The organism is Thalassospira sp. (genome assembly GCF_040218635.1).
Classification (GTDB): Bacteria; Pseudomonadota; Alphaproteobacteria; order Rhodospirillales; family Thalassospiraceae; genus Thalassospira.
In genome coordinates this window covers 436,949-448,884 of record NZ_JAVJRB010000012.1, presented here as the reverse complement: position 1 = coordinate 448,884, position 11,936 = coordinate 436,949, and the positions used below count along the sequence as shown (strand labels likewise).

Here is an 11,936-nt window from a genome sequence, read left to right as displayed (position 1 = left end):
TTATATCCATATGGATAATAAAAACTTACCCGAAACCGATCAACAACAGAAACAACACCCTTTATAGTTGCCAAAATTCAAATTCAGGATGGACGATCTCACCATGGATCAAAAAAACGTCGACATCATTGACCGCAAACGCGGCTGGAATGGTTATTTCAAACTGGATGTCTATCGCCTGCAACATGACAGGTTTGACGGTGGCAAAAGTGCCGTTCTTGAACGTGAGGTGCTTGAACGCGGGCATGCGGTTGCGGTTCTGCCCTATGACCCGATCCGTGACGAAGTCATTCTGATCGAACAATTCCGTCCCGGCACCCTGTCGGTACAGAACCACTATCCCGACATGCCGATCTGGCTGACCGAAATTGTCGCCGGGATCATTGAAGTCGGTGAAAAACCCGAAGACGTTGCCAGACGTGAAACCATCGAAGAAGCAGGTTGTGACATCATTGGCCCGCTTGAAACCATTTCGCGTTTCTATGTCACACCGGGTTGCTCCAGCGAAACCGTCACCCTTTATTATGGGCGCGTTGATACTACGCATGCTGGTGGCATTCACGGCTTGGAAGAAGAAGGCGAAGACATCCGTGTCTTTCGCGTTTCAGCAGAAGAATGCTTTGCCATGTTGCGAAAAGGACAACTCTGCAATGCAACCGCGACCATTGCAGTTCAGTGGCTGATGATCAATCGCGACCGCATCCGCAAAGAAGCCGGGGCTTAGCGACGTTTGCGTGTTTTTCGACAAACCCACTAATTCACACTATTTTTAAGTTATAATTTTCAAACTGTGTTGACTTTTGTGTATAAAAGGCTCAATCAACAATCAATCAAGTTTTAAACCAACCATGTTTGGAGTCTGTCATGGACATTCGCAATGGCACCGTCGAAGCCATTGGCCGCACCCCGCTTGTGAAACTGAAAAAGGTTTCCGAGCTGACGGGATGCACCATTCTTGGCAAGGCGGAATACGCAAATCCGGGCGGATCGATCAAAGATCGTGCTGCCCTTGCCATCATTCGTGACGCCGAAGCCCGCGGTCAATTAAAACCGGGCGGCGTGATCGTTGAAGGTACAGCAGGCAATACCGGAATCGGCCTTGCCGTTGTCGGCAACGCACTTGGCTATCGTACCGTGATCGTTATCCCGGAAACCCAAAGCCAGGAAAAGAAAGACCTCTTACGTCTTCTGGGTGCCGACCTTCGGGAAGTTCCGGCTGTTCCATATCGCGATCAGAACAACTATGTTCATGTGTCGCGCCGTCTGGCCGAAGAATTGGCGCAATCCGAACCCAATGGCGCGATCTGGGCCAATCAGTTCGATAACATCGCCAACCGCCAGGGCCACATTGACACCACCGCCCCTGAAATCTGGGAACAGACGGACGGTAAGGTTGATGGCTTTATCTGCGCAGTCGGAACCGGCGGCACGCTTGCCGGTGTTTCACTTGCCTTAAAAGAGCGTAACAAAAACATCCAGATCGGCCTTGCTGATCCGATGGGGGCAGCGCTTTACAGCCATTACAAATTTGGCGAACTGAAATCCGAAGGAAGCTCGATCTCCGAAGGTATCGGCCAAGGCCGCATTACCGCCAATCTTGAAGGTGTCGAGATTGATCACCCCTTCCAGATTTCGGATGAAGAAATGCTGCCAATCGTCTTTGACCTTCTGAAGGAAGAAGGCCTGTGCATGGGCGGATCCACCGGGATCAATATTGCCGGTGCGGTGCGCCTTGCCCGCGAACTCGGTCCGGGCAAAACCATCGTCACCGTTCTGTGTGACCTTGGCACCCGCTATCAAAGCAAACTTTGGAACCCAGAGTTCCTCAAGGAAAAAGGCCTACCGACCCCCGCGTGGCTTTAAGCCTGCACGACACGGCCTGAATGCCAAAACCCCTGCCATCACATTGGCAGGGGTTTTCTTTAGACATTCAATTGGCTTGGGCCCCTACAACACCCGGCACACTCTGTGCCGCCTGCGATGCCAACCGCCACAGATAAAGCCCGCACAAAAGCGCGCCAACCAGCAACATGCCTGCAAAGCCCGCCACCGCATTCCACCCGCCATGCGCCCAGAACCAGCCGCCAGCTGATCCCATGATGCTTGAACCCAGATAATAGGCCAAAAGATACAGCGATGATGCATGGCCTTTTGCACCATTTGCCAACCGGCCGACCCAGCCGCTGGCAATAGAATGCGCAACGAAAAATCCGCTGGTCAGAACAACAATACCACCAATAATCCCGATCAGGCTTTCCAGCATGGTCAGCGCAACACCGGCCCCTGCCAAAAGCAACCCCACGACCAAAACCGGACCGCGCCCCAATTTGTCAGACAATGCGCCGGCAATGGATGACGTAACCGACCCGCACAGATAGACCACAAAAATCAACCCGACCTGACTTTGACTCAGCCCATAAGGCGCATCTGAAAGCCGAAAGCCGACATAGTTAAAAACCGTGACAAAGCACCCCATGGCAAAGGCGCCGGTCAAAAATACAAACGGCAACCCGGCATGGGTTAAATGCCCCTTCCATGCGCGCAAGTGATAGCGCACCTGAAACCCCGGACGCCGAACGAAATTACGCGAAGCTGGCAACAAAAAAGCAAATCCAAGGGCGGCAACAAGACCAAGTGCCCCCATCGCGCCCAAGGCAACATGCCAGCCAAACAGGTCGGTTAGAAACCCAATCACAACACGGCCGCTTAAACCACCAATCGCGGTTCCGCTGATATAAATGCCCATCGCCATGCCAAGGCCCTTGGGATCGATTTCTTCTGCCAGATAGGCCATGGCAACGGCGGGAACACCCCCAAGGATCAATCCTTCAAGGGCGCGAACCACCAAAAACGCGTGCCAGTCCGATAGAAACGGCGCGATCAAATTCAGGATAGATGCAACACACATCGACACCAGCATCAATTGCTTGCGCCCGGCTGCCTCGGAAACGGCCCCCGCCAGCAATATGGCAAAGGCCAGAAATCCGGTCGTCAGTGACAATGCCAGTGAACTTTCGGCAGGCCCGACGGCAAAATGATTGGCCAGTTCCGGCAAAAGTGGCTGAACACAATAAATCAGGGAAAAGGTCGCATAACCGGCAAGGAAAAGCGCGATGCTGATACGGCGAAAGGCTGCTGATCCCGGTGTAATCCAAACCGGTTCAGCAGGTGTCTTGGCGTTGGTGGACGCGAGTGGGTTTTGGGCACGTTGGGGCGACGTGTCAGTTTGGTGTGCCGTATCAGCACGACCGGCAGAATGTGGCTCAGGGTCATTGTCGCGAGAAACAGGCATTTGCGACCTCGTTTGGAATGGTTCGTAAGGCAGTTCTTATGATTGCATTCCAACACCCATCCGTCCAATATATGGAACAATCATTCTTGATATGTTTTGGCTATACCGAAAGACTCCCGATCATGGAACTGCGCCATATCCGTTATTTCCTTGCCGTTGCCCGCGAAGGCAATTTTACCCGTGCCGCGGCGCGCATCGGCATCGGACAACCCCCGCTTAGTCAGCAAATCCGCGATCTTGAAACTGAAATCGGCACTGCCCTGTTTCACCGGGTCCCGCATGGTGCGGAACTGACCGAAGCAGGATCGGCCTTCTTGGGCGTGGTTGCGCAATTCCCCGATCTGGCCGATAGGGCCATCCGTGCGGCCCAACGTGCCGGGCGCGGCGAAGTTGGCTCCATCCGCGTTGGTTTCACGGCCTCTGCCGCATTCAGTCCATCCGTCCCGCGCATTTTTCGCGATTTCCGCCGGACTTATCCCGGTGTTGATATTACGCTTGAAGAAGCAAACTCAGCCCAGCTTGTCACAGGATTAAAGGAAGAACGCCTTGATGCAGTTTTCTTGCGTCAGGATGCGATTGCAGGCGACGGTATTCGCCTTCATGTGATTTCATCCGAACCCATGGTTCTGGTCCTGCCCGCCGGTCATCCAGCAGCCCGGCATGAAAAAGTCGCCCTTGCCGATTTGGCTGAAGATGCGCTGATCCTGACCCCGCGTGCCGTTGGCCCAACCCATTTCGACAAGGTCGTCTCCGCCTGTCGCACAGCGGGGTTTGAACCACATCTGGGCCAGTCCGCACCGCAGCTCGGATCGGTAATTAATTTCGTGGCGGCTGAACTCGGTTTTTCACTGGTGCCAAAACCGATGACACAGCTTCAGGCCAATGGCGTTGTCTATCGCGAGATTGATGGCGATGTGCCGATTGCCGAATTGTCACTGGCCTATCGCAGCAATGATATTTCCATCGCCCTTCGTAATTTCGTCAACCGGACACTCGCTGCCCATCGCAAAACAATCCCGGTCGAAGACGACGCCTCCACATAGAATGGGCAGTTTGCGCACACTTTTCCAAACAGATTTGCGCCCATTCAACACGCGACATGACCCACCATTTCGCTTGGGGACTGGCACGCCCGTCATTTCAGGCTAGATTAATGCCAACTGTGAAATCAGGTGCGCCTTTCCATACTGGCCTGCACCGAACCGAAAGTCTGGTTGATGCTCCGATATTCCCTTCTTGATCTTTGCCCGGTAAATGCGGGCGAACATCCATCTGATGCCTTGCGCAACACACTTGATCTTGCCCAACATGCTGAAAAGCTTGGTTACCATCGTTACTGGCTGGCAGAACATCACAACATGCCCGGCATTGCCAGTGCGGCAACATCCGTGGTCATGGCCCATGTTGCCGCAGGAACAAAAACCATCCGTGTCGGGTCCGGTGGTGTGATGTTGCCCAACCACGCCCCGTTGGTGATTGCCGAACAGTTTGGCACCCTTGATGCCCTGCATCCCGGCCGGATTGATCTTGGCATCGGGCGCGCACCGGGCACCGATCAACGAACGGCAGCCGCTTTGCGGCGTGACATGCATGGATCCGAAGAACGCTTCATTCAGGATGTCTTGCAGGTTCAGGCATTCTTGGCTCCGTTGGAAGGCAATCCGCCCATTCGCGCGGTACCGGGCTATGGATCACAAGTCCCGATGTGGCTTTTGGGCAGCAGCCTGTTTTCAGCAGACCTTGCCGCACGATTGGGCCTGCCTTTTGCCTTTGCCTCGCATTTTGCCCCGGACATGTTGATGGATGCTCTTTCGCTCTATCGCCACCGGTTCGAACCAAGCGATCAGCTTGATAAACCTTACGCAATTGCCGCCATGGGTTTCTTTGCCGCCGATAGTGACGAAGAAGGCCAATATCTGGCGACTTCGATGCAGCAGCAATTCCTGAATTTGCGGCGCGGCGTTCCGGGTCAATTGCCCAAACCGGTCAAAGATATGAGCGAAATCTGGAACCGGGTTGAAAAGGCCGGGGTTGATCATGCCATGCGCTATGCCGCAATCGGCGGGCGTGACACGGTCGCGCAAAAACTGCGTGAATTTGCCTATATGACCAATGCCGATGAAATTATGGTCACAGCAAATATCTATGATCAGGCTGCGCGTCGGAAATCGTTTGAAATGGCGGCTGATCTGTTTAACGAAATGAACGCGCAAAGCAGCGCGCAAGATTGCGCGTAAGCCACACCACACACGCCAAAATACGAATGCCGGGTTCCTTCCGATCCCGGCATTTTCGTTTCATCATACGAAATACCAACTCACACTACTTGCACTTGCATCCATGCTCGGACAATATGCGCGTCCCGTCAGATTGTTGACGACAGTTCCTTTGTTTCAAAAGGTTATGGTGCGCCTTCCATGAGCGATTTTTTGTTGGCAGCATTGCCGATTGCAACAATCCTGTTTCTAATGATCAAAGCAAACTGGGGGGCTGCACGCGCGGGCGCTGCGGCCTGGTTTGTTACCGTCATTATCGCGGTGTTCTTCTTTGGCGCACCAACCGAAATGCTGGTCATCGCGCAAGCCAAAGGCGTGATGCTGGCCCTTTATATTCTCTATATCGTTTGGGCGGCCTTAATCCTGTATTTCGCCGCCGAAGAAGCCGGCGCGATCAAAACAATTGGCCGCGCGATCCGATCCTTGACCGATGACCGCCCGCTTCAACTTCTGATCCTTGGCTATGTCTTTGCCAGCTTCCTGCAAGGGGTTGCCGGATTTGGCGTGCCGATTGCCGTGGTTGCGCCAATTTTGTTGGGCATGGGCTTTTCCCCGGTTCTGGCCGTGGCAGCCCCCATGATCGGGCATAGCTGGTCGGTTCTGTTTGGCAATATGGCGACATCTTTCGAAGCCCTGATCGGTGTGACCGGCATTCCCGGCTCCGAACTGACCCACTATTCCGCGATCCTTCTGGGACTGTCTGGTTTTAGCTGCGGGGCTGCCGTTTTGTGGCTTGATGGCGGGTTCCGAACCGTGCGTCGCCGGATTGTGCCACTGGTTCTGATTTCCGGTGTGATGGGCATCGTTCAATATTGCATGGCCAATTACGGGGTCTGGACCCTTGGCGGTTTAACCGCCGGGATTGCGGGCCTTGTTACCTCGATCATTGTCACCCGGTTCTGGAAACCACATCCTGATGATATCGCCGAACAGGTTGCCGATGATCATCAGCATATGCCACTTCTCGAAGCACTCACTCCCTATCTGGTCTTCATTGTTCTGGTGACACTCGCGACCTTTGTTCCCGCCATTGAAATGCTGCTGGGCAATATCCGCTTTACCCTCGACTTCCCGGAAACCGTCACCTCGACCGGCTGGATCATTGAAGCCCAGAGTGCCAAGGCAATTGCCATTTTCGGTCATCCCGGTGCGCTGTTGCTCTATACCGCTGCGATCAGTTTCACATTCTTCAAACTCCGTGGACATTACGATAACGGCATTGGCAAACGCATCTGGCAACGCACGCTTAAAAGCGGCCTTCCGACCAGTATTGGCATGGTGCCCGTGATCGGGCTTGCCATTATCATGGATCATGCCGGTATGACCTATGCCTTGGCAGAAGGCGGCGCTGCGATCTTTTCGGGAAGCTTTGCCATTGCCTATCCGGTGATTTCACCTGCGATTGGTGCGCTAGGCGCTTTCATGACCGGAAGTACCAATAATTCCAACGTCGTGTTTGGCATGTTCCAGCGCCATACCGCCGAGCTTTCCGGGCTTTCGACCGCCCTTATTCTGGCAGCACAGGCGACGGGCGCATCTCTTGGCAGTATGCTGGCCCCATCAAAAATCCTTGTCGGCTGCTCGACCGTCGGGCTTTCGGGTAAAGAAGGACCGGTGCTTTCAGTTGTTCTTAAAACGGGTGTGATTCTCACCGCCCTTTGCGGTTTCATGGCACTTGGAATGTTGCTCATCGCGAACATGGTTGGAGGTGCGTAAAATGAAACAGAAATTGTTCAATCCGGTGTTTCTGGTTCTCGCCTCGATCATTCTACCGATCGCAGCGTTCGAGGCCTTTGCAATGGGCAGCAGTGCCGCAAGCGATATCCTGCTGGCCCTGTTTGCCGCCGTCATGGCGCTGATCATTGCGGGTAAATAAAAAGCCCGCCGGCATCAAATACCGACGGGCCGGATCAATTCGCCACCCAAATCCTTACGGGCGCAATACCGCCAGCTTGATGCCAAATGCAATAAACACCGCACCCGTGGTTGCCTTAAGCGCGCGCTGAAAACGCCCGCTTGCCGCATAGCGGGTAAGCCGCGCCAACACCATGATCATGGCTCCGAACCAGATTGCATTGATCGCGGCATGCACGCAGACCAGCATAAAGGCCGATCCAACCGCACCCTCACCCACCGGGATGAATTGCGGGAAAGCTGCCAGATAAAAAATCGAAACTTTCGGGTTCAGCGCATTGGTTAAAAACCCTTCACCATATGCCACAACAAGCGTGCGCTTGCGTTTGGCCGGTGCCACTTCTGCAACCGTTTTCACACCGCGCCAGGCATCTCGCAATGCCTTGAACCCGACCCAGCAAAGATACGCTGCCCCCAGCAATTTCACGACCATGAAAGCCTGTGCCGACTGCACAAGAATAACCGATATACCAAGGATCGAAAGCGTCCCGTGGATGTAGAAGGCCGTTACAAAGCCCGCCACATTGGCAAACCCGGCTGCACGCCCTGAAGTCGGGACGGTTTTGGCAATCAAAACACCATTGGGTCCGGGCGACATCACCAAAAGCGACGTCACAAGCGCAAAACTTAAAAACTGTGTCCAATCCATCGGCGTGGCTCCATGGCAAGGTTCGTTATCAAACTATAAATGGATTGTAAAAACCGGCAAGGCCGCAATTGTCGCCATACATTGATGCAACTTTCATCTTTCCCGCCCTCGGATAATGATAACTTTTGCGAAAACGATAAAGAATATCTGTGGTTCGCGCTGGTCTTTGTCGGTAACTTTACCGCAAGAAAACAAAGACATGACAAACAGTCATGCATGAGCGGGACACTATAATTCCCACGCGTTTATCCCCCTGATGCATCACAGTGCGGCAGCCTCTTGCTGTTGCGCAATGATGCCTGCTGCCCAGATTTTGTGATGCGTATAAAAAAAACCACCCTGATTGGATTGTTGTTTGGCTCGACGATTTTGGCTGCCTCTGGCGTCCATGCACAAACACCGGATGAACCCGAAAAATGGGGCCCGCATATCGATCTTGAAGGCAAAGCCGGGACGGATCGAAACCTTGGCGAGACGGATCTGTTCATCCCTCTTTGGCAGGATGACGACACGCTGAGCTTTGGCAGCATACGCGCACGAATGGATGACAATAACAGCCATGAGGGCAACTTTGGCCTTGGCATCCGTCAAATGCTGGATAATGGCTGGAATATTGGCGGATACGGGTATTTTGACCGCCGCCACAGCCCGTATGGCAATAAATTCAATCAGGTCACCGTTGGGGTCGAGGCCCTGTCGATGGATTGGGATTTTCGTGCCAATGGCTATGTTCCAGTTGGCACCACGAACTATATGGAAGACAGTCTTAGCACCGTCGATTTCTCCGGCGCGTCGATCATGTACTCCCAAGGCGAGGAACGTGCCCTTCGCGGCTTTGATACCGAAATTGGCTGGCGTGTTCCGCTGTTTGATACCGATGCCGGACAACAGCTACGCGCCTATGCTGGCGGCTATCGCTTTACCGAAAAAAATGTCGACACGGTGCAGGGGCCTCGCGGACGCCTTGACCTGACCTTTCATGAAATCCCGTTTCTGTGGGAAGGATCGCGCTTTTCGCTGGGGGCAGAAATCCAGCATGACGATCCGCGTGGCACCCAAGGTTTTGCCAGTTTCCGGTTGCGCATTCCGTTACAGGGGTTTGGTGACAGCCCGAAACCCAAACTTACCGCGATGGAACGGCGGATGACCGATCCGATCATCCGCGACATTGATATCGTCAGTCAGGCCGGGCAATTCACCGAGGCCGAGGAAATCACCAGCACGGCCGACGGTAACGCCATTACGCTTGTCAGCAGCACAACAACGTCAAGCACCGACCTTGCCAACACCATATCAACCGCCGGTGCCAATTCAACCGTGGTCCTTAACGGCAGCTTTACCAATGTCAACGACCGCCTTGATGTGCAGGATGGCCAAACCATCATGGGAACGGGCAATCTTGATGTTAAAACACCTTCCGGTCGCACTGTGACCATCACCACACCGGGCGCCAGCCTAAGCGGCGATGGCGCCCCTCCGGTCGGCTTCGGCACGCCGCACCATATTTTCAATATGGCCGCCAACAGTCGCCTTGTTGGCGTTACTGTTACTGTTTCAGGCCCCGCAACAGAGGCGGTCACAGCGGTGCGGATTGACGGCGTGGATAACGTTGAAATTATCAACAGCACCTTGACCACCACCGCAACGGACAACACGGTCTTTGGCATACAGGTTCTGGGGAACGCACAAAATACCGTCATTCGCGGCAACACGATCACAACCAGCAGCAATAGTAACTTTGCCTACGCTCTCTCAGCAGTCGGATCAGACAACCTCGTATTCGAGAATAATACGCTCAATGTCAGCGGGGCGACAAACAACCACCTGATATTCTTTAACAGTAACAATACAAATCTCTCCGGCTCCGGGAACAGCGGCAATTTAAGCACATGCAGTGTTGGCGGTGGAACAAATACCGGCTCAATCAGTTTAACAAATGGCACAACATGCCCCTGACATGAAGATGCCCGTAAACTTGATCATGGTGCTTTTTGCTTGAATGTTCCTATTTTGTTCTTTAGTGTTTTCCATATGCGAAACACCATCGGACCATCATCGGACGCCCTAACAACAGCCCTTCCCGGCGAAGGTTGGTATGACCCGAATTCCAATCCGGATCTTCTTCCAGCGCGTAGCCAAAAAGGCCGCGGCGCAGTGTCAAATATCGATGGCCGGTTTGAACGCCATGTCCATCAATCGGTTGATGACGGGTGGATCAACCAGTTGCTTGGTGACGAACCGCCGCGCATCAAAACCACCCTTGGCATTGATGGTGCACGCAGTGTCATCACCCGCAATCAAAGCCCGGATGTACCGTTTGATCGTTCGATCAATCCCTATCGGGGGTGTGAGCATGGCTGTGTTTATTGTTTTGCACGGCCAACACACGCCTATCTTGGCCTATCGCCGGGGCTTGATTTTGAAACCAGGCTGTTCTGGAAACCGGATGCAGCAAATCTTTTGCGCAAACAGCTTTCAGCGCGCAGTTATTCCCCTGCACCGATTGTGATTGGCACCAGTACCGATCCGTATCAACCAATTGATCGCGATAAAAAACTGACCCGATCAATTATCGGGGTCCTGTCTGATTGCCAGCATCCCTTTTCCCTGATCACTAAAAGTGCCCTTGTCACCCGTGACATTGACCTGATCGCACCAATGGCCGCCAAGAACCGTGCATCGGTTGCGATGTCGGTCACAAGCCTTGATCACAGGTTATCGAACCTGCTTGAACCACGCGCATCGGCCCCGCACAGGCGCCTTGATGCCATTCGCAAACTGACCGATGCCGGCATTCCGGTTACCGTATTATGTGCGCCGATCATTCCGGGCCTGAATGACACGGAAATTGAAAACATCGTTGCCGCCTGTGCCGATGCCGGGGCGCAATCGGTTAGCCATATCGTGCTGCGCCTGCCGCTTGAAATTGCCGATCTGTTTGAAGAATGGCTTGAAGCCCATTACCCCGGACGCAAGGCAAAAGTCCTGTCTTTGATCCGGCAAATGCGCGGCGGCGAAATGTACCAATCAGAATTTGGCACCCGCATGCGCGGCACCGGCCCGATTGCCGATCTGATTGCCAATCGCTTCAAAGCAGCCCGCAAAAAGCACAGCCTGACCGGAAGATCCCTTGATCTTGATTGCAAAGGCTTCAAACGCCCCAACGCAGACGGGCAGATGTCATTGTTTTAGGGGTATCCCAACATCCGCCCCGCACAATTCAAAAGGCTCATCCGATGCGCCGGATCGTTGTCTGCTTGCCGGCACCAACCGAAAGCCGCAAGATTTCCCCATCATCAAAGGCATAGCTAAGAACTTGATGTTGCGGATCAGATATCTGCTTTTCTTCGATCCATACCACGCCGCCCATAACAAGTTCGTGGGCTTCGGCACTTGTTTTGGCAAACCCCGCCATCAGAATAAGCGAGATGACTTCGATCCCGTTTTTCAGGGCCTCAGGCGCGAATTCAAGTGCCGGGATACGGTCATTAACAGAGAGATGGGTCATTTCGGTTTTCCTTCGTGGTGGGACCACCAAGGGCAAACCGGGGATGAAAAACAAAAGGCCGCCCTGTGGCAGCCTGTTTTCATTTGATCAGATACAAATCAACACGCGCCGTACTATGTGTACGACGTAAAATAGGCGTTGTGATGAATGATCGCGTTTTCCATACCAAAATGGATAAGGCCGAAAACAAGGTCCGTCAAGCCTGTTTATGCAGCAACGTCATGGCAGCAGACAAAAGCATAACGGTACAAGCCCGTTTTACCTGATCTGGATGACACAGACGCCAGATCGCTAAAT

At 53.5% G+C, this 11,936-nt stretch carries 11 protein-coding genes; 8 read left to right on the top strand and 3 right to left on the bottom strand.

Annotation, left to right across the window (positions count from 1 at the left end; all coding sequences use genetic code 11):
• Nucleotides 1-103: 103 nt before the first annotated feature.
• Both RIC05_RS16050 and RIC05_RS16045 read left to right on the top strand, forming a co-directional pair.
• On the top strand, nt 104-724 hold the full coding sequence (locus RIC05_RS16050) for an NUDIX domain-containing protein (protein ID WP_350045660.1): 621 nt from the start codon (nt 104-106) through the stop codon (nt 722-724).
• Nucleotides 725-864: 140 nt separating this feature from the next.
• The gene (locus RIC05_RS16045; protein ID WP_350043759.1) at nt 865-1,863 is read left to right on the top strand and encodes a cysteine synthase A; all 999 of its coding nucleotides are present in this window, start codon (nt 865-867) and stop codon (nt 1,861-1,863) included.
• A 67-nt stretch (nt 1,864-1,930) separates the two neighbouring features.
• Here the strand turns inward: RIC05_RS16045 and RIC05_RS16040 are convergent, their stop codons facing one another.
• Nucleotides 1,931-3,292 (bottom strand): MFS transporter, encoded by a 1,362-nt coding sequence (locus RIC05_RS16040; RefSeq protein WP_350045659.1) that lies wholly within the window; start codon nt 3,290-3,292, stop codon nt 1,931-1,933.
• A 122-nt stretch (nt 3,293-3,414) separates the two neighbouring features.
• On the opposite strand from RIC05_RS16040, the gene RIC05_RS16035 reads away from it, so the two are divergent.
• The 4 genes from RIC05_RS16035 to RIC05_RS16020 all read left to right on the top strand — a co-directional run bounded on the left by RIC05_RS16035 (nt 3,415) and on the right by RIC05_RS16020 (nt 7,444).
• Nucleotides 3,415-4,335 carry a LysR family transcriptional regulator gene (locus RIC05_RS16035; protein WP_350045658.1) on the top strand — a complete coding sequence of 307 codons (921 nt, stop codon included), beginning with the start codon at nt 3,415-3,417 and terminating at the stop codon, nt 4,333-4,335.
• Nucleotides 4,336-4,509: 174 nt separating this feature from the next.
• Nucleotides 4,510-5,529, top strand: a complete 1,020-nt coding sequence (locus tag RIC05_RS16030; RefSeq protein ID WP_350045657.1) for an LLM class flavin-dependent oxidoreductase — start codon at nt 4,510-4,512, stop codon at nt 5,527-5,529.
• Nucleotides 5,530-5,709: 180 nt separating this feature from the next.
• Nucleotides 5,710-7,284 (top strand): L-lactate permease, encoded by a 1,575-nt coding sequence (locus tag RIC05_RS16025; RefSeq protein WP_350045656.1) that lies wholly within the window; start codon nt 5,710-5,712, stop codon nt 7,282-7,284.
• A gap of 1 nt (nt 7,285) precedes the next feature.
• Entirely contained in the window at nt 7,286-7,444 is a 159-nt protein-coding gene (locus RIC05_RS16020) for a hypothetical protein (protein WP_350043755.1), read from the top strand.
• A gap of 54 nt (nt 7,445-7,498) precedes the next feature.
• Here the strand turns inward: RIC05_RS16020 and RIC05_RS16015 are convergent, their stop codons facing one another.
• On the bottom strand, nt 7,499-8,131 hold the full coding sequence (locus RIC05_RS16015) for a LysE family translocator (RefSeq protein ID WP_350045655.1): 633 nt from the start codon (nt 8,129-8,131) through the stop codon (nt 7,499-7,501).
• 318 nt (nt 8,132-8,449) lie between these two features.
• Between RIC05_RS16015 and RIC05_RS16010 the strand changes: the two genes are divergently transcribed.
• Nucleotides 8,450-10,087 (top strand): inverse autotransporter beta domain-containing protein, encoded by a 1,638-nt coding sequence (locus RIC05_RS16010; protein WP_350045654.1) that lies wholly within the window; start codon nt 8,450-8,452, stop codon nt 10,085-10,087.
• Nucleotides 10,088-10,162: 75 nt separating this feature from the next.
• Nucleotides 10,163-11,323 (top strand): PA0069 family radical SAM protein, encoded by a 1,161-nt coding sequence (locus RIC05_RS16005; RefSeq protein ID WP_350045653.1) that lies wholly within the window; start codon nt 10,163-10,165, stop codon nt 11,321-11,323.
• Between the two features lie 37 nt (nt 11,324-11,360).
• Here RIC05_RS16005 and RIC05_RS16000 read toward each other — a convergent pair whose 3' ends face one another.
• Nucleotides 11,361-11,639, bottom strand: a complete 279-nt coding sequence (locus RIC05_RS16000; protein ID WP_350043751.1) for a tyrosyl-tRNA synthetase — start codon at nt 11,637-11,639, stop codon at nt 11,361-11,363.
• Nucleotides 11,640-11,936 lie beyond the last annotated feature (297 nt).